Here is an 18797-nt window from a genome sequence, read left to right as displayed (position 1 = left end):
AGGGGGACCTGCAACATGTTAGAAAGAACGTTGCGTGTATTAGAATACAATAAAGTAAAAGAACAATTACTTGAACATACAGCCTCTTCACTTGGCCGTGATAAAGTGAAGAATTTAGTGCCGAGCACTGATTTTGAAGAAATTGTAGAAATGCAAGATACAACGGATGAAGCAGCGAAAGTCATTCGTTTAAAAGGTAGTGCACCATTAGGTGGCATTACGGATATTCGCTCGAATGTGAAGCGTGCAAAGATTGGAAGTATGTTAAGCCCGAATGAACTACTTGATATTGCGAATACGATGTATGGTAGTCGTAATATGAAACGTTTCATTGAAGATATGGCTGATAACGGTGTCGAGCTTCCGATTTTAGAAACTCATGTCGCTCAAATTGTATCTTTATATGAGTTAGAAAAGAAAATTACAAATTGCATCGGTGATGGCGGTGAAGTAGTCGATAGTGCGAGTGATAAACTGCGTGGTATTCGTACTCAAATTCGTACTGCGGAAAGCCGTATTCGTGAAAAGTTAGAAAATATGACGCGTTCTTCAAACGCGCAAAAGATGCTGTCTGACTCGATTGTAACAATTCGTAATGAACGTTACGTAATCCCAGTAAAACAAGAATACCGCGGCGTATATGGCGGTATTGTTCACGACCAATCTGCTTCTGGACAAACATTATTTATTGAACCACAAGTAATTGTAGAATTAAATAATGCACTACAAGAAGCACGAGTGAAAGAAAAACAAGAAATTGAACGCATCTTATTAATGTTAACAGAAGAAGTGGCAGTAGAAGCCGATATCGTTTTATCAAACGTAGAAGTAGTTGCAAATCTTGATTTCATCTTTGCGAAAGCTTTTTATGCGAAACGAATTAAAGCAACGAAACCAATTGTAAATAACGAGCGTTATATGGATTTAAGACAAGCTCGTCATCCGCTAATCGATCCAGAAATTATTGTGCCAAATAACATTATGCTAGGTAAAGATTTCACAACAATTGTTATTACAGGACCGAATACAGGTGGTAAAACAGTTACGCTGAAAACAGTTGGTATTTGTGTATTAATGGCGCAATCTGGTCTTCACATTCCAGTAATGGATGAGTCAGAGATTTGTGTATTTAAAAATATCTTTGCTGATATCGGTGATGAGCAGTCGATTGAACAAAGCTTAAGTACGTTCTCCTCACATATGGTGAACATTGTAGATATTTTAGAAAAAGCTGATTTTGAAAGCTTAGTTTTATTTGATGAATTAGGTGCTGGAACAGACCCGCAAGAAGGTGCTGCACTAGCAATTTCGATTTTAGATGAAGTATGTAACCGCGGTGCTCGCGTTGTTGCTACGACGCATTACCCAGAATTAAAAGCATACGGATACAACCGTGAGCAAGTTATTAATGCGAGTGTTGAGTTTGATGTAAATACATTAAGTCCAACTTATAAATTATTAATCGGTGTACCAGGTCGCAGTAACGCCTTTGAAATTTCGAAGCGCCTTGGATTATCTGATCGCGTTATTGACCAAGCACGTAACCATATTAGTACAGATACAAATAAAATTGAAAATATGATTGCGAAGTTAGAAGAAAGCCAGAAAAACGCAGAGCGTGACTGGAACGAAGCAGAGGCACTTCGCAAACAATCTGAGAAACTTCATCGTGAGTTGCAACGTCAAATTATTGAGTTTAACGATGAGCGTGATGAAAAACTATTAAAAGCGCAAAAAGAAGGGGAAGAAAAAGTCGAAGCTGCGAAGAAAGAAGCAGAAGGGATTATTCAAGAACTTCGTCAATTGCGTAAAGCACAGCTTGTAAATGTGAAAGACCATGAGCTTATTGAAGCGAAGAGCCGTCTAGAAGGAACAGCGCCAGAGCTTGTGAAGAAACAAAAAGTAAACGTGAAAAACACTGCGCCGAAACAACAGTTACGCGCAGGTGATGAAGTAAAAGTATTAACGTTCGGTCAAAAGGGTCAATTACTTGAAAAAGTAAGTGATACAGAGTGGAGCGTACAAATCGGTATTCTGAAGATGAAAGTAAAAGAATCTAACATGGAATACATTAACACACCGAAGCAAACAGAGAAAAAAGCAGTCGCAAGTGTGAAGGGTAGAGATTACCACGTTTCATTGGAACTTGATCTTCGCGGTGAACGTTATGAAGATGCAATGATGCGCGTTGAAAAATATTTAGACGATGCCCAGCTTGCAAGTTATCCTCGTGTATCAATCATTCACGGTAAAGGAACAGGAGCGCTTCGCCAAGGTGTACAAGATTACTTGAAGAAGCATCGCGGCGTGAAGAATTACCGTTACGGTGACATGGGCGAGGGAGGCCTAGGCGTAACAGTTGTCGAATTAAAATAGCAAACAACGAAACAAAGGGGAAACCATTATATGTTTATGGACAAACTTGCAAAAGTATTGTTAGCTTGTTGTGGAATATTTTTGGTGATTGGGGTTATTTATTTAGTTGTTTTTGTGAAGTGAAAAAGCGTCAATCGTGGCATAATGATATTGCCATAGATTGACGTTTTTATTATATATGAAAAGGAATAAAACATGAAAATCAACCAATACATAAGCGAAGCAAAATCATGCTCAAGACGTGAAACAGACCGCCTTATTAAAGCTGGACGCGTGGCTATTAATGGCGAAATATGTACGCACGGTGCACTTGTGAGCGATGGTGATGTTGTAACGATTGATGGACAGGTTATTGCGAAAGAAGAGAAAGAAAAGGTGTATATCGCATTCCATAAACCAGTCGGAATTACTTGTACAGCAGCTGATCATATTGAAGATAATATTATTGATTATATCAATTACCCAGAGCGAATCTTTCCAGTTGGGCGATTAGATAAAGCATCAGAAGGACTTATTTTATTAACGAATGATGGCGCGATTGCCAATCAAATTTTACACGGTGATCACGAACACGAGAAAGAATATGTTGTCACAGTCGATAAACCTTTTACGGACTGGTTTATTGATGAGATGTCCAGCGGTGTAAAGATTAAAGATGGTATGACGAAGCCGTGCAAAGTGACGAGAGTCGATCAATCAACATTTCGTATCGTTTTAACGCAAGGAATGAACAGGCAAATTCGTAGAATGAGTCGTGCTTTCGGATTTACTGTAATAAAGCTAAAGCGAGTGCGCATTATGAATATAGAGCTAAATGAGCTTGGAGTAGGAAAATGGCGGAACATTGCAACTGAGGAATTAGAGATATTAAAAGGGCAGTTATAGGGAGGAAAAATTTTCTCCCTATATTTTTTTGTCAGAAAAAATAAAACTATTGATTTTTTAAAAAATAGCCCATATAATAAAAAACAACAAGTTTCGACAAGATATTTTATAAAAGTAATGATGAGGACATGAGTTGTATTTTACGATTCTCAGAGAGGGGAGCCTTAGGCTGTGAGCTTCCTAATACGAAAAGACAAGCTTACCACCTCTAAACTTCAAGAGTGAACTGCATACATGATGCATTGTAATTCTTGACGGATAAAACCGTTATCAATTTACACGAGCTATAAAATGAGCTTATTTTGCTATAAATTCATTTTATTAGAATAAGGGTGGAACCACGATTTCAACACTCGTCCCTTTGTTAGGGACGGGTGTTTTTTGCGTTCTTTTACGGGGAAGTATGCTTGAAAGAGGATATGTGACGGATTTAAAATCAGAATATTTTGTCAATTAATTATTTTAGGAGGTTAGTAGAAATGAAATCATCTTTAAAGTTTTCAGAGATGTTTGCAATAAGTTTAATGTTATTTGCACTGTTTTTTGGTGCAGGCAATATGATTTTTCCACCAGCGTTAGGGCAAGGTGCTGGAACGGACGTATGGATCGCGCTGTTTGGTTTTATCGTAACAGGGGTTGGACTACCTTTATTAGGAGTAATTGTTATAGCTTTAAAGGGAGATATTAATGAGCTAGCAGGACGTGTACATCCTATATTCGCACTTGTTTTTATCACTGCAATTTATTTATGTTTAGGCGTATTTGTAAGTGTGCCGCGTACAGGAACAGTAGCTTATGAGATGAGTGTTGCACCGTTTTTACCAAGTGAGATAGCTGGTCAGTCATATCCACTTGTTATCTTTACACTTATTTTCTTTGCAGTCACTTTCTATTTAGCTTTAAATCCTTCGAAATTAGTGGGGCGTATTGGTAAAGTACTAACTCCAATATTATTAGCAGTTATTGCAATTATCGTAGGTAAAGCACTTATTACACCAATTGGAGAATTTGGTGCACCGACAGAAGCGTATAGTGCTCCTCTCTTCAAAGGATTTATTGATGGATATTTAACTTTAGATGGACTTGCAGCACTTGTTTTCGGAAATGTTGTAATTCATGCGTTAAAAGAAAAAGGCATTACAAATAAAAATAGTATTGCAAAAGTAACAATCTTTGCAGGATTTATTGCAGCACTTGGTTTACTACTTGTATATTTAGCGCTTGCGTATCTTGGAGCTTCTAGTGTATCGCTTGGAATGGGCGCAAACGGAGGAATTATTTTAACAAATGTCGTGAATCATTTATTTGGTAGCTACGGAACTTTATTACTAGGGATCGCAATTACAGCAGCATGTTTAACAACTTCTGTAGGTATTGTTGCAGCTTGTGGTGATTACTTCTCTTCCTTATTACCAAAGCTTTCTTATCAAAAAGTCGTTTTCATTTTCTGTGTATTAGCATTTATGGTAGCAAACCTTGGGTTAACTCAGTTAAATGTATTAGCATTACCAATCTTAATCGCCATTTATCCAATTGGAATCGTACTTATCGTATTATCACTTGTTGAAAACTACGTTCGTCTTCCATTAGCGATGTATGTGGGCGGGATTGTAGGAGCATTTGCAATAAGTTTCTTTGATGGGTTACACAATGCAAACCTTCAAATTGCAGCGCTAGCACCTATTTTAGATAAGATTCCATTATATAGTGTAGGAATTGGTTGGTTAGTTCCAGGCATAATCGGTATAGGATTTGGTTATATAGTTTCTAAGTTTCAAAAGCAGGAAATTGCTGTAGAAAAATAGAGAAAAGAGGCTTTCTATAATAGAAAGTCTCTTTTTTTGTAGAAAAAGCCACATATAGAGAAATTCAGATATTAAAAATTTTATACGTAATATAGTTGACAAAAAATTTATGAGTAGGCTAAGATTGACTTAGTTGTGGAAATATTGGAAGGGAAGTGAGGGAAAAGGGTTTTCTATAACTAAAGTGTTGTTAGGGGGAAGAGGTGAAAGAAGAGGAGAAGAGATAGTTTATTTTTTTTGATTTATATTGAGAATGATAATCAATAAATAAGTTTTGAAATTTTTTCTCAGTTTCTATGCCTTCATATAAGGAATAGGGTGAGATATTATTTTTAACATTAAATGAGAATGATAATCAATAATACTTATATTACATAAAAGAATGCTAATTAAATAATAGGTAGAAGAGATTATTTTTTTCTTATAAATTGAGAATAATTATCATTTTCAAAAAGTGAAGTGAAAGATAACAAAGGAGGAAACAAGAAAAATGAAAAAGGTTTCTGTATTACCCGCTTTTATTATAATGTTCGTATGTATGCTAGCTTTTCTTGTAATGCCATACGGGAATGCTTCAGCAAAACTAGCTGATGGTACTTACGATATTAATTACGTAATTCAAAAAGCGGAAAATGATTCAGCTTCAATGGCAAATGACTATTTTGAAAAGCCAGCAAAATTAATAGTGAAAAACGGTGAGATGAGAGTACAAGTTCCGATGAATCATAGTGCTTGGATTACAGAATTTAAAGCACCAGAGAACGGGAATTTTGTTGATGCGAAAGTTGTTAGTAAAGATGAATCGGCAGATAAAAGAACAGTAGAGTTTAAAGTAGATGATTTATCCAAACCAGCAGCTGTAAAAATCCATGTTGTTGTACCAAATGCAAACTATGACCACCACTACACAATTCGTTTTGCTTTTGATGCAAATGTAAAAGCTGTAGGTGGCGATAACGGTGTAGCTGCTACAACAAAAAATAATGATCAAGCGAAAACAGATACACAAGTAAAAGAAGAGAAAACAAAAGTAGAGAGTAAGGAAACAGCTAAAGAAGCGAACAAAGAAACAAAAAATGAAAATGGAAAAGCTGAAAAAACAGATAACCCAAAAACAGGCGATGAAGCACGTATTGGATTGTTTGCAGCGTTAATTCTTATTTCAGGTGCTTTCTTAATTCGTAAAGTAAAATTGAGTAAATAAATCTTTTGAAGGGTGATGAATATATGTTTAAACAATTTAAAATGATTATTGCCGTATTTGCTGTTTTATTTACATTTATCGCAACAATAGGTTTACAAGATGCAAAGGCTGCTACAAAACTAGCTGATGGAAAATATAATATTGCTTTTACTGTATGGAAAGGCGATAAAGATGAATCGTCTAGAATGAATAGTTATTTTGAAAGCCCAGCAACATTAACAGTTAAAAATGGAAAACAATATGTTTCATTTAAAGTGAAAGATAGTGCTTCTATTAAAAGTTTCCAAGTAGAAAAAGATGGTCAATTTGTAGAAACAACTGTGTTAAGTGAAAACAAAAAAGATAATACTAGAGTTGTAGAATTTGAAGTTGCTGAATTGTCAAAAAAACTAAATGGCAAGGTGAAAATTAATATTCCAATTATTAATTATAATGCTTCGTATGATATTCGCTTTGTATTTGATGGGAACAGTATTAAATAATTTTCAAAAGGGAGAGTCGTTCCATTGAACAGGTATACAAAAATTATTGTTGCTATGTTTTTAATGATATTTACATTCGTATCAACATTACAACCACTTGCAGTTCAAGCAGCTACCAAGTTGGCTGACGGTGAATATTCAATTGGCTTCAAAGTTTTAAAAGATACATCAGATGAAGAATCGATGATGAATCAATATTCAGTAAGCCCGGGAACTTTAAAAGTGAAGGATGGGAAAAAGAAAGTATCCTTTACATTAACGAATAGTTCATGGATTACGAAGTTTGAAACAGAAAAAGCAGGTAAGCTAGTTGCGACAAATGTAATTAGTGAAGATAAAGAAAAAGACACAAGAGTAGTAGAATTTGATGTAGAAGATGTAGAGAAGGTATTAAATGCAAAAGTAAAAGTAGATATTGATTTTTTAAATTATCATCATGAGTACGACGTTCGTATTGCATTTGATCAAAATAGCATTACACCAATTCATGTAGAAAAACCAAATGAAAAAGAGGACCCAGCTAATAAGCCAGATCCAAATGAAACTACCGATCCAGGTCAGAAGCCCGACCAAAAGCCTGACCCAGATCAACAACCAAATTCTAACACAATTACAGATGGTGCGTACAGCATTCCATTTAAAGTATTAAAAGATCAAACAGATGAAGAATCTAAGATGAATACTTACATGCTAAATCCAGGAGTATTAAAAGTAGAAAACGGCAAGAAAAAAGCAATTGTAACACTAAAAAGTAGCTCATTAATTAAAAATTTCCAAACGGAAAAAGATGGCGCATTTGTTGATGCAAAAGTAGTGAGTGAGGATAAGGAAAAAGATACAAGAGTAGTAGAGTTTGAAGTAAACGATTTATCTAAAAAACTAAATACAAAAGTATTTATCGAAATGACATCAAGAAATTATAAGCAAACGCATGATGTACAACTTTTATTTGAACAAGATAAACTTGAACAAATTAAAAATGAAGAGAAACAACCAGAAGTAGAAAAACCGGAAGCAGAAAAACCAGAAGTAGAAAAACCGGAAGTAGAAAAACCAGAAGCAGAAAAACCAGAAGTAGAAAAAACGGAAGTAGAAAAACCAGAAGCAGAAAAACCAGAAGTAGAAAAACCAGATGAAAATAAAAAACCAGATGCTGAAACAATTAAAGATGGTGAATACAGCATCAATTTTAAAGCATTAAAAGATCAAACAGACGAAATTTCAATGATGAACACATATACAAAAAGTCCAGGTGTGCTAAAAGTAAAAGATGGTAAGAAGTATGTATCATTTACGTTAACGAACAGTTCTTGGATTACAAAATTTGAATTTGAGAAAAATGGTTCGTTTGTTGATGCAAAAGTAATAAGTGAAGATAAAAAAGCTGATACACGCGTAGTGGAAGTAGAAGTAAACGATTTGTCTAAAAAATTAAATGCAAAAGTAAAAGTAGATATTGATTCAATGAATTATCACCATTTCTACGATGTTCAATTTGTATTTGATCAAGACAGTATTAAAGCTTTAGGGAACCAAGGAGGAAACGACAACCAAGGAGGAAACGACAACCAAGGAGGGAATGACAACCAAGGTGGGAATGGAAACCAAGGTGGAAATAATAACCCGAAAGTAATAGTTGACCCGAAAAATTTAGTAGATGGCCAATATGATATTACATTTAAAGTATTAAAAGATAAAACAGATGAGATTTCAAAGATGAATGACTATGTTGTAAATCCAGCGAAATTAATCGTAAAAGATGGTAAAAAATACATTGAGATGACGCTGAAAAAAAGTGCGTGGATTACGAAATTCCAAACGGAAAACAAGGAACTATTCGCTGATGCGAAAGTAGTAAGCGAAGATAAAAATGCAAATACGCGAGTAGTACAGTTTGAAGTAGAAGATCTATTTAAAAAATTAAACGCAAAAGTAAAGGTAGACATCGATGAGATGAACTACCATCATTTCTACGATGTACAAATTCAATTTGATACAAATAATATCGGCGCGTTAGGAACTATTAAAGAGGAACCGAAAAATCCAGTGACTACACCGAAAGTAGATAATGTAAAAACAGTAGGTACTCCTGATTTTAACCGAAATGCAGATGGTCAGAAGAAAAAAGAAGATACAAAAAATGATTCGAAAAAAGAGAAAAACTCAAAAACTGCAGATACAGCACAACTTGGTTTATACATGGTGTTACTGCTAGGTTCACTTGCTTTACTAGTTCGTAAATATAGAGCAGGTAGATTGTAATTTTTGGAGTCTTGATGCATGTTCGCGTGCATCAAGACTTGTTTCATATTGTATGGAAGGGAGTGGTGATTGAGAGTGAAGAAAATCGTAAGTGTACTAATGGCTATCATTTTGTTAATGAGTATAGCTGGGTGCTCATCACCAAAAAAAGAAACAGCAAAGCAGGTAAAGAGTGAGAGTAAGGAGCGCGTTGTTGCAACAACAGTGGCTGTTACTGAAATTATGGATGCGTTAGAAGTAGATTTAGTCGGCGTTCCAACAAGTTCTAAAACTTTACCGAAGCGATATAAAGGTTTACCTGAAGTTGGGAATCCAATGAGTCCAGATATGGAAAAGGTAAAGTCATTAAAGCCTTCAGAAGTGTTATCTGTGACAACACTTGAATATGAATTAAAGCCAGTTTTTGATGGTGTGGGTATGAAAGCAAACTTTTTAGATTTAACGAGTTTAAAAAATATGCAAAGTTCTATTAGCGATTTAGGTAAGAAATATGGACGTGAAAAGCAGGCTGAAGCAGTAGTAACTAAGTTAGATAAAAAGGTTGCTAGCATTCAAAAGGAAGTAAAAGGAAAGAAAGAACCGACAGTGCTTATTTTATTAGGTGTGCCAGGCAGTTATTTAGTAGCAACAGAGCATTCTTATATTGGAGATTTAGTGAAACAATTAGGTGGTAAAAACATTGTACAAGGTGAACAAGTAGAGTATTTAGCTTCTAATACAGAGTATTTAAAGAAAGCTGATCCGGATATTATTTTACGAGCAGCTCATGGTATGCCTGATGAAGTTGTGAAAATGTTTGATAAAGAATTTAAAACAAATGATATTTGGAAGCACTTCGCTGCAGTTAAAAATAATCGTGTTTACGATTTAGAAGAGCGTTTATTTGGAACGACAGGTAATTTAGCAGCAATTGAAGCTTTAGATGAATTGAAAAAAATGATGTATCCGTGATGCATTTTAATATAAAGGAAGAGTGGAATGAATAAAAAAACGTGGAATTTCCTCATTGTTACTGCATTGCTCATTGTTATGACATCATTGTCAGCGATGAAAGGGAGTTTAGAAGTAGGTATTGTTGAACTTGTGCAAGGGATATTTACAGGTGGGAATGAAGATGTTGAAGTCATTAAAGATTTACGTTTCCCGCGTATTATTATTGCGCTGTTCACTGGAGCGGCTCTTGCTGTTTCAGGGGTGCTTTTTCAAGCTGTTATGAAGAATCCACTCGCTGATGCTGGGGTAATCGGTATATCTTCAGGAGCTAGTTTTATGACACTCGTTATTATTACATTGTTCCCGCAATTCTTTTTCTGGACACCCGTATTCGCCTTTTTAGGTGGTGCGTTTGCGTGTTATCTCGTTTATTCGTTTTCATGGAAGTCAGGGTTAAGCCCGCTTCGCATTATTTTAATTGGTATTGCCATTAATGCGATGTTTACTGGATTAAATGAATCATTCGTTACGATTTGTGGGTATTTTATTAAGAGTATTAAGCAAACGACGACTTCTAATATAACAATGAAGACGTGGGGCGATGTAGAAATAATGGTGACTTATGGAACGATTGGTCTTATTCTTGCTCTGTTCGTAGGAGCTTGGTGTAACTTATTATCGCTACAAGATAAGACTGCGAAAAACTTAGGCTTGCACGTGACGAGAGTTCGTCTTATTATTTCTGCCATTGCAGTACTCTTAGCGGCAGTATCAACAGCGATTGCAGGTGTTATTGCTTTTGTAGGATTACTAGTTCCGCATATTTCAAGACAATTAGTCGGTTCAGACCATAAAGTATTAATTCCATTTTCTGCTCTTGCAGGCGCGTTATTAATTTTGACGGCGGATACGATTGGAAGGTTAATTGTGCCACCTAACGAAATTCCAGCAGCAACAATTATGGCGGTTATTGGTGGTCCATTCTTAATATTCTTGCTTAGAAAGAGTGATAAAGTTCATGGAAATTAAAAATGTAACCTTTTCATACGATAACATAACAAATCGTTTAAAGTCTGTTAGTAGTGAAATAGAAATTGGGAAAATTACAACAATCATTGGCCCGAATGGATGCGGGAAATCAACATTACTTAGTGTCATGTCTAGAAATCACGTTCCTAGCAGTGGAGAAGTAATACTTGATGGGAAAGCGATTAGTGAATATAAACCGAAAGAGTTTGCTAGAAAGCTAGCAGTTGTCCATCAACAAAATGAGGCTCCAGCAGATATTACAGTGGAAAAGCTAATAAGCTTTGGGCGTATGCCATATAAAAATATTTTCTCTCCGCAAACAGATGAAGATAGAGAAGCGATAGAGCGCGCACTAGTATGTACGAATTTACAAAGTAAGCGTGATAAGCCAATCTATGCTTTATCTGGTGGAGAGAGGCAGCGAGTTTGGATCGCAATGACATTAGCTCAAAATACACCAATGCTTTTCTTAGATGAACCGACAACATATTTAGATATTTACTATCAGCTAGAAATATTAGAGTTAGTGAAAGAGTTAAATGAAGTGTATGGGCTAACGATTGTAATGGTATTACATGATATTAATCAAGCCATTCGTTATAGCGACCATATTATCGTTATGAAAGATGGAGAGATCATTACGAAAGGTAATCCTAATGATGTAATAACAGAAGAAATGGTTAAAGCAATATATGGTGTAGATGTCATTGTAAAGCAGGATGAAGATACAGGATTGTATATGGTCCCAATGGGTATTTAAATATGCGAACAATCCGTTTTGAGGTGATAATTTGAGTAGTAAAAAAGAACGGAAGAAGAATTCTTTTTTTCAACGAATACTTACAGTTGTTTTTTTAGGTACCTTTTTCTATTCAGTATATGAATTAGGTGATATTTTCATGGATTACTATGAAAATCGTAAAGTAATGGCCGAAGCACAAAACATTTATGAAAAAAGTCCGATGGAAGAGCAATCACAAGATGGGGAAGTACGTAAACAGTTCAAGGCTCTGCAGCAAATTAACCAAGAAATAGTTGGATGGGTTACGATGGATGATACACAAATTAATTATCCAATCGTTCAAGCGAAAGACAATGATTACTATTTATTTCGTAATTATAAAGGTGAAGATATGAGAGCAGGAAGCATCTTTATGGACTATCGTAATGATGTGAAATCTCAAAATCGAAATACTATTTTATATGGTCATCGTATGAAAGATGGTTCTATGTTTGGAAGTTTAAAGAAAATGTTAGATGAAGAGTTCTTCATGTCGCATCGTAAATTATATTACGATACATTATTTGAAGGATATGATCTTGAAGTGTTCTCGGTGTATACAACAACAACTGATTTTTATTACATTGAAACGGATTTTAGCAGTGATAAGGAATACACATCATTTTTGGAGAAAATTCAAGAAAAATCGTTGTACAAAACGGATACAAAATTGACAGCAAGTGATCAAATCGTAACACTTTCGACGTGTGACTATGCACTTGATCCAGAAGCAGGAAGGTTAGTCGTGCATGCGAAACTAGTAAAAAGACAGTAAATAAAAAAGTATAGAATATGAGAAGTGGTAACGCTTCTCATATTCTATACTTTAAAAAAGAAATATGTTTACTGTGCTGCAGCCATTGGCATACGTACAACTTCAACATTGTAGTAAGCGATTTTATTATCAAGAATATATTCTGGCATCCCGCCTTGATGTGAGTGAGCATCTTTAAATGCTGAGCTCTTCGTCCAACCTTGGAAATCTTCTTTTGCATTCCAGCGTGTGCTAATTGTTACTTCATCATAATCAACTGTATTTTGCGTTAAAAGAACTTCTAATCCTAAAAAGCCTGGCATTGTTTCGACTTGACCTACTTTATTAAAACGCTCAATTAATTTATGTCCATTTCCCTTTGTAATTTTAGCTGTATTTGTAACAATAATCATGTTTTATTCCTCCTATAAATGTAGCCTTTATTTTCGAGAACTCATATACATTAAATGATAATGAAAATCATTATCATTGTCAATGGTAAATGTAAAATAAATAAGTTTTTTTATTGTTTTGGACAGTAAGATTTCCCTTTCAAAATGTAGTAAATATATGGTGGTTAAGCGAGAGAATGAGCGAGTTGTACTAGCAAAGCAATAATATGGTATAGTGAAACGAGGCTGTTTTTCAGTCTCGTTTTTGAAATGCTTCCTATAGAGAAAGCATGCAAATGGAAAGGAAGTTATTATATGCGATCAGAAGTAACTGTAAAAATAAAACCGAAATTTATAAAAGAAATTAAAAGTGGATATCCGCTTATTTTAAAAGATGCAATTCAAAATTTAAATGATGTTCAGGAAGAAGGAACAATCATTAAAGTGGTAGATGAGAAGAGTCAATTTGTTGGAAAAGGTTATTATGGAAAACAAAATAAAGGATACGGCTGGATTTTAACGAGAAAAGAGAGTGAACAAATTAATCAATCTTTCTTTGAAAGTAAAATAAAATCTGCCTTACATAAACGAAAGCAATTTTACAAATCAAGTGATACGACAGCATTCCGTGTTGTGAACGGTGAAGGTGATGGTCTTGGAGGCTTAATCATCGATTATTATGATGGCTATTACGTAGTAAGTTGGTATAGTGAAGGGATTTATACTTTCAGAGATGAGATTATAGCAGCTCTTCAAAAAGTAGCAAACTTTAAAGGTATTTATGAGAAAAAGCGTTTTGATACGAAAGGGAAATACATTGAAGGTGATGATTTCGTAGCAGGAGAGCGCGGTGAGTTCCCACTTATCGTAAAAGAGAATGGTGTGAACTTCGCTGTTTATTTAAATGACGGAGCGATGGTTGGTGTGTTTTTAGATCAGCGTAGCGTTCGAAAACAAATTCGTGATAAATATGCGAAGGGAAGAACAGTGTTAAATATGTTCTCTTATACAGGTGCTTTCTCTGTATTTGCAGCGCTTGGCGGAGCGAGTAAAACAACGAGTGTGGACTTGGCAAATCGTAGTTTAAGTAAAACGATTGAGCAGTTTAGTGTAAATGAAATAGATTATGAAGCACAAGACATTATTGTAGAAGATGTATTCCTTTACTTTAAATATGCAGCGAAGAAAAATATGAAATTTGATATGGTCGTACTTGACCCTCCAAGCTTTGCGCGCTCAAAAAAATATACGTTTAGTGCAGCAAAAGATTATAAAAATTTATTAAAAGAAACAATTTCTATTACAGAAAATAACGGGATTATTGTTGCTTCTACAAATTGTAGCGCATTCGATATGAAAAAGTTTAAAGGCTTTATCGATACAGCATTTAAAGAAATGAATGGCAAATATAAAATATTAGAAGAACATTCTTTACCAGAAGATTTCCGTACCATTGATCAATTTAAAGAAGGAGACTATTTAAAAGTAGTTTTCATCGAGAAAATTAAAGGTTAATAAAGAAAAAGGAGCTCGAGTTTACTTGAGCTCCTTTTTCTTATTGGACGATATTTTGCACTCTACCGACTTGCCCGTCCTGCAATCGTACTTTAATACCATGCGGATGGGAAGGGGAGTTTGTTAAAATATCTTTTACAATTCCACGTGTTAATTTGCCGGTGCGTTGATCTTGTTTTAATACAATATCAACTTCAAGACCGGGTGCGATATTAGAACGTTTTTGTCCGTTCATTTATACACCTGTACGTCTACGTTGGTTGTTTGTTTTTTTAGTTTGTTGGTTTTGTAATTTTTTCGTTTCTTGGCTTTGATTTGTATTATTTGACCCATTTCCATTTCCTTGCTTTTTCTTTGCAAGTTGTTCGCGCATTAAATCAGCTAAGCTTACTTTTTTGTTTTCTGACATGATAAGTCTCCTTTATATAAAGTTAATTATGAACAATCGTAGTGAATTTTATCATATCATTGTTAGGGGAGGAAGGGAAGTTGGTTTGAAAATTCATATATTTGTTTCAAGTCTGTAGTAGTTACGATACAATTGAATTGTTAACGTTTGTAAAAAGGGGATAGACATATGTCACATCATATTTTATTAGTTGAAGATGATCTCTCAATTCAAGAGATGGTGGAAAAGTATTTAATAAAAGAGGGCTTTCAAGTTACAATCGCATCTGATGGAGAAGAAGGCGTGAACACATATTTAAAAGGTTCATTTGATTTGATTATCCTCGACATTATGATGCCAAAGCTAGATGGCTTAGAGGTTGTGCGTATCATTCGTGAAAAAAGTGCGGTTCCGATATTAATGATGTCAGCAAAAGATACAGATGTTGATAAAGCTGTTGGATTAGGACTTGGAGCAGATGATTACATTTGTAAGCCATTTTCTATGATTGAATTGGCGGCGCGTGTAAAAGCAGGTATTCGAAGATCTACGAAATATTCGGCTACAGAAACAACAGAAAAGATGATTCAAATTGGTGATTTAACAATCGATCCAATTAATTTTACTGTGGAAAAAAATAGGAAGCCTCTCAAGCTTACTTTAAAAGAATTTGAGATTCTAAAACTGTTCGTAAAGAATCAAAATCGTGTATTTACAAAAGCACAAATATATACGCTAGTTTGGAACGAAGAGTATTATGGTGACGATAACGTTATTAATGTTCATATGAGAAGATTGCGTGAGAAAATCGAAAGTGATCCATCTAATCCAGAATATATCAAAACGTTATGGGGCATCGGCTATAAGTTGGAAGTGATGTAATATGGTCAATTTGTTAATAGGTATTATTTTCATATTGTTATGTGTCATTTACATACAATATAAAATGAGAAAAAATAGTAGTAAAAATTTGCGATACACATATGAAAAGTTAGAAAGTATTGTAAATGTACAAACAGGCGAGAAGTTACTCGTTATGACAGATGATCGAGAATTGCAAAAATTATTAGTGGCAATTAATCAATTATTAGATGCAAAACAGAAAACAAATGCAGATCATGCGAAAGTAGAAATTTCGATGAGAAAAATGCTTTCAAATATTTCACATGATTTAAAGACGCCACTAACAGTTATTCTTGGATATACAGAAATGTTAAATAAGGATAAAACAATGAATAAAGAAGAACAACAAATATTACTTGAAAAGGTGCATGTGAAAACACTAGAAGTAATGGAACTAATTCATAAGTTTTTTGATTTAGCAAAATTGGAATCTGGTGACAAGGCAATCGAGATGACAAAAGTAAATATGAATGAGGTTTGTCGTGAGAAGATTTTATCTTTTTATGATTTAGTGACGACGAAAGGGTTTCAAGTTCATATTGATATACCAGAAAAAAATATATATGCACTTGGAAATGTAGAAGTATTAGGTAGAGTATTGAATAATTTAATATCAAATGCAATTACATATGGAGACGATGGAAAGATACTGGGTATGACGTTAAGAGATGATGAAACGAATGTGTATATAGACGTATGGGATAAAGGAAAAGGGATTGATGAATCTCATATTGATAAAGTGTTTGAGCGTATGTACACACTTGAAGATTCAAGAAATAGATTGTACCAAGGAAGCGGTTTAGGGTTAACGATTACGAAAAGACTGGTTGAAGCGATGGATGGAAAAATTCATCTTTCTAGTAAGCCGTATGAAAAAACAATTTTTACAGTTGCATTAAAAAAGATGCAGTTTTAGCTTGTAGAGAAGTAGATTCTACAAGCTTTTTTTTCAGCGTAAGGAATTTGTAAGAAACGGGTAAGAAAAAAGAGATTTCCGTTGTCTATTATAAAAATATAAAGTAGTGCGAAAGGGGAAAGTGACATGACCTATATATTAAAAACGAATCAGTTAACGAAAGTGTTTAAAGGGAAAGAAGTTATTTCTAGCGTTAACATGCATGTGAAAAAAGGAGAGATATACGGTTTCTTAGGACCGAATGGTGCTGGTAAAACAACGATTATGAAAATGATTACAAATTTAATAAAACCGACGAGCGGTGAGATTGAAATTTTAGGTGAGAAGTTAACAGACACATCTTATGAAGTATTAAAAAGAATGGGGACAATTATTGAATACCCAATCTTTTATGATAAATTAACGGCGAAAGAAAATTTAGAATTACATTGTGAATATATGGGCTATTACGATAAAAACGCAATTGACCATGCATTACATTTAGTGAAACTGCAAGGGATAGATAATAAAAAAGTAAAAGATTTTTCATTAGGAATGAAACAACGACTTGGTATTGCAAGGGCAATCGTGACAAAGCCAGAATTGCTCATTTTAGACGAACCCATAAACGGTTTAGATCCAATTGGTATTAAAGAGTTACGAGACTTATTTAAAATGCTCTGCAAAGAATATGGCATTACATTATTAGTTTCTAGTCATATTTTAGGTGAGATGGAATTAATGGCGGATACAATTGGTGTAATTCAAAATGGAAAACTAATAAAAGAAGTTTCAATGAAGAGTATTAACGGAAAACAAACAGAGTACATTGAAATTACTGTTCCTGATGTGAAGCGTGCAGCTTACATTTTAGAAGATAAACTTGGCATAAAAAATTATAAAATAATGAGCGGAAATATGATTCGTGTGTATGATACGGCAGTGTCTCAGCAAGCCATTTCAAAAGCACTTATTATGAATGATGTGGAAATTGAAAGTATTAATAAGAAACATAGTTCCTTAGAGGAATATTTCTTAAATGTAATGGATGGAGAGGGCATTCATGCTTAATGGATTGTTAGTGAATCTAGTAAGTGGATTGATCGTAATGTTCATAAGTGGGATTTCATATTATAGGAAACCAGAGCGAAAATGGTTGTTAATTCTACTAGTGATAGGAATGTTAAGCGTAATTACTGCTGGAATTAGAATGTTAACAGCGTAGAGAGAGTTATATAAAGAATGGAGGCGTGGTTTATATGTTTAAATTAATGAAACTCGAATGGAAAAAACATAAATTATCTAGTTATTTTAAAGGAGTAGCGATTTGTATTATAGCAATTTTTACTGCGGTAAGTCTTATGGCATGGGCATCTAAAGTAGAGGATGAGTTGATGTTCTCTAGCTATATGGAATACATGTCTTTAGCAAATATTTTTATTAGAATTACATTTATTATTTTTGCATCGGTTATTTTATCACGTTTAGTGATTGATGAATACAAGAACAAAACAATACAGCTACTATTTATGTACCCACTGCAAAGGAAAATGCTAATGAGAGCGAAATTAGCAATTGTTTTTAGTTTTTGCTTTGTGAGCACGATAATCGCAACATTTATTATTAGTTTGCTCATATTCTGTATGAATCCAATAATAGGAATACTTGAAACGCCTGTTACGATGGGGGAAATAATAGCTACCGTTCCAACTACTATTATAAGTGCATTTATGATATCTGGTATAAGTTTAATTCCTTTATTTTTTGGAATGAGAAAGAAATCGACACCGACAACGATTACTTCAGCAGTAATAATTGGTATGCTGATTAATGGTAACGTTGGTCCTGGAAATGGTCAAGTAAGTATGTTTGATTTTATAGCTATCCCAATCGTGCTCTGTTTATTAGGAATTTTCATTAGTTATCTATCGTATCGAAAAATCGACAAGATTGATGTGGCGTGAAGCAAGCTTAAAACAAAAACGAACTGGGGTATGACTGGTGAAAAAAATAATAGTAATTGCAATATTAGTCATTACAATTGCTAGTGCGGTTTTGGGTTTTAAGGTATTTCAGGTGAAAGATTTTAAGCAAGAAAGGTCTTTTGAAATCAATAATGAGGGTGTTGCAAAACTAAAATAAATATGCAATGTTATGAATCAGAAAAACTAGCTGAACATGCAATAGATAGCG

At 34.3% G+C, this 18797-nt stretch carries 20 protein-coding genes and 1 other annotated feature; of the genes, 17 read left to right on the top strand and 3 right to left on the bottom strand.

Annotated features, from left to right (window positions below; all coding sequences use genetic code 11):
• The first annotated feature begins 15 nt into the window (after positions 1-15).
• The 10 genes from ACQRBL_RS22775 to srtB all read left to right on the top strand — a co-directional run bounded on the left by ACQRBL_RS22775 (position 16) and on the right by srtB (position 12532).
• Entirely contained in the window at positions 16-2376 is a 2361-nt protein-coding gene (locus ACQRBL_RS22775) for an endonuclease MutS2 (RefSeq protein WP_000893743.1), read from the top strand.
• A gap of 195 nt (positions 2377-2571) precedes the next feature.
• Positions 2572-3261, top strand: a complete 690-nt coding sequence (locus ACQRBL_RS22770; RefSeq protein ID WP_000700737.1) for a 23S rRNA pseudouridine(2604) synthase RluF — start codon at positions 2572-2574, stop codon at positions 3259-3261.
• A 108-nt stretch (positions 3262-3369) separates the two neighbouring features.
• Positions 3370-3625, top strand: a binding site (T-box leader).
• 115 nt (positions 3626-3740) lie between these two features.
• Positions 3741-5066: a branched-chain amino acid transport system II carrier protein BrnQ6 gene (gene brnQ6, locus ACQRBL_RS22765; protein ID WP_098329349.1), complete on the top strand. Its 1326-nt coding sequence runs from the start codon at positions 3741-3743 to the stop codon at positions 5064-5066.
• 490 nt (positions 5067-5556) lie between these two features.
• The gene (gene isdC, locus ACQRBL_RS22760) at positions 5557-6270 is read left to right on the top strand and encodes a heme uptake protein IsdC (protein ID WP_000757939.1); all 714 of its coding nucleotides are present in this window, start codon (positions 5557-5559) and stop codon (positions 6268-6270) included.
• A 23-nt stretch (positions 6271-6293) separates the two neighbouring features.
• Entirely contained in the window at positions 6294-6752 is a 459-nt protein-coding gene (locus ACQRBL_RS22755; RefSeq protein ID WP_411995776.1) for an NEAT domain-containing protein, read from the top strand.
• A gap of 24 nt (positions 6753-6776) precedes the next feature.
• On the top strand, positions 6777-9014 hold the full coding sequence (locus ACQRBL_RS22750) for an NEAT domain-containing protein (protein ID WP_411995777.1): 2238 nt from the start codon (positions 6777-6779) through the stop codon (positions 9012-9014).
• 69 nt (positions 9015-9083) lie between these two features.
• Entirely contained in the window at positions 9084-9965 is an 882-nt protein-coding gene (isdE, locus tag ACQRBL_RS22745) for a heme ABC transporter substrate-binding protein IsdE (RefSeq protein WP_001264109.1), read from the top strand.
• A 27-nt stretch (positions 9966-9992) separates the two neighbouring features.
• Entirely contained in the window at positions 9993-10976 is a 984-nt protein-coding gene (locus ACQRBL_RS22740) for a FecCD family ABC transporter permease (protein WP_411995778.1), read from the top strand.
• Entirely contained in the window at positions 10966-11736 is a 771-nt protein-coding gene (locus tag ACQRBL_RS22735; protein WP_097920310.1) for an ABC transporter ATP-binding protein, read from the top strand. The genes ACQRBL_RS22740 and ACQRBL_RS22735 overlap by 11 nt, the downstream gene beginning before the upstream one ends.
• Positions 11737-11767: 31 nt before the next feature.
• Positions 11768-12532 (top strand): class B sortase, encoded by a 765-nt coding sequence (gene srtB, locus ACQRBL_RS22730; protein WP_000095598.1) that lies wholly within the window; start codon positions 11768-11770, stop codon positions 12530-12532.
• Between the two features lie 68 nt (positions 12533-12600).
• Here the strand turns inward: srtB and isdG are convergent, their stop codons facing one another.
• Entirely contained in the window at positions 12601-12924 is a 324-nt protein-coding gene (gene isdG, locus ACQRBL_RS22725; protein WP_000587824.1) for a heme oxygenase, read from the bottom strand.
• Between the two features lie 294 nt (positions 12925-13218).
• Between isdG and ACQRBL_RS22720 the strand changes: the two genes are divergently transcribed.
• Positions 13219-14418: a class I SAM-dependent rRNA methyltransferase gene (locus ACQRBL_RS22720; RefSeq protein WP_097920308.1), complete on the top strand. Its 1200-nt coding sequence runs from the start codon at positions 13219-13221 to the stop codon at positions 14416-14418.
• Positions 14419-14458: 40 nt separating this feature from the next.
• Here ACQRBL_RS22720 and ACQRBL_RS22715 read toward each other — a convergent pair whose 3' ends face one another.
• A complete protein-coding gene (locus ACQRBL_RS22715; RefSeq protein ID WP_001014310.1) occupies positions 14459-14653 on the bottom strand; it encodes a YwbE family protein in 195 nt (64 codons plus the stop codon).
• Complete coding sequence (locus ACQRBL_RS22710; RefSeq protein WP_001293585.1) at positions 14654-14827, bottom strand: hypothetical protein; 174 nt, start codon at positions 14825-14827, stop codon at positions 14654-14656.
• Positions 14828-14995: 168 nt separating this feature from the next.
• Here ACQRBL_RS22710 and ACQRBL_RS22705 point away from each other — a divergent pair, with 168 nt between their 5' ends.
• The 6 genes from ACQRBL_RS22705 to ACQRBL_RS22680 all read left to right on the top strand — a co-directional run bounded on the left by ACQRBL_RS22705 (position 14996) and on the right by ACQRBL_RS22680 (position 18746).
• Complete coding sequence (locus ACQRBL_RS22705) at positions 14996-15688, top strand: response regulator transcription factor (RefSeq protein WP_000018060.1); 693 nt, start codon at positions 14996-14998, stop codon at positions 15686-15688.
• Position 15689: 1 nt separating this feature from the next.
• Complete coding sequence (locus ACQRBL_RS22700) at positions 15690-16625, top strand: HAMP domain-containing histidine kinase (protein ID WP_000247669.1); 936 nt, start codon at positions 15690-15692, stop codon at positions 16623-16625.
• Between the two features lie 126 nt (positions 16626-16751).
• Positions 16752-17675 carry an ABC transporter ATP-binding protein gene (locus ACQRBL_RS22695; protein WP_000221100.1) on the top strand — a complete coding sequence of 308 codons (924 nt, stop codon included), beginning with the start codon at positions 16752-16754 and terminating at the stop codon, positions 17673-17675.
• The gene (locus tag ACQRBL_RS22690; RefSeq protein ID WP_000931770.1) at positions 17668-17829 is read left to right on the top strand and encodes a hypothetical protein; all 162 of its coding nucleotides are present in this window, start codon (positions 17668-17670) and stop codon (positions 17827-17829) included. Before ACQRBL_RS22695 ends, ACQRBL_RS22690 begins: the two co-directional genes overlap by 8 nt.
• 34 nt (positions 17830-17863) lie before the next feature.
• Positions 17864-18568 carry an ABC transporter permease gene (locus tag ACQRBL_RS22685; RefSeq protein ID WP_411995779.1) on the top strand — a complete coding sequence of 235 codons (705 nt, stop codon included), beginning with the start codon at positions 17864-17866 and terminating at the stop codon, positions 18566-18568.
• A 37-nt stretch (positions 18569-18605) separates the two neighbouring features.
• Positions 18606-18746, top strand: a complete 141-nt coding sequence (locus tag ACQRBL_RS22680) for a hypothetical protein (protein ID WP_411995781.1) — start codon at positions 18606-18608, stop codon at positions 18744-18746.
• The last annotated feature ends 51 nt before the right edge of the window (positions 18747-18797 follow it).

Source organism: Bacillus sp. AF62, assembly GCF_050312695.1.
GTDB classification, from domain to species: domain Bacteria; phylum Bacillota; class Bacilli; order Bacillales; family Bacillaceae_G; genus Bacillus_A; species Bacillus_A cereus.
The sequence above is the reverse complement of the archived record's forward strand: the minus strand, read 5'-3'. Positions and strand labels throughout refer to the sequence as shown.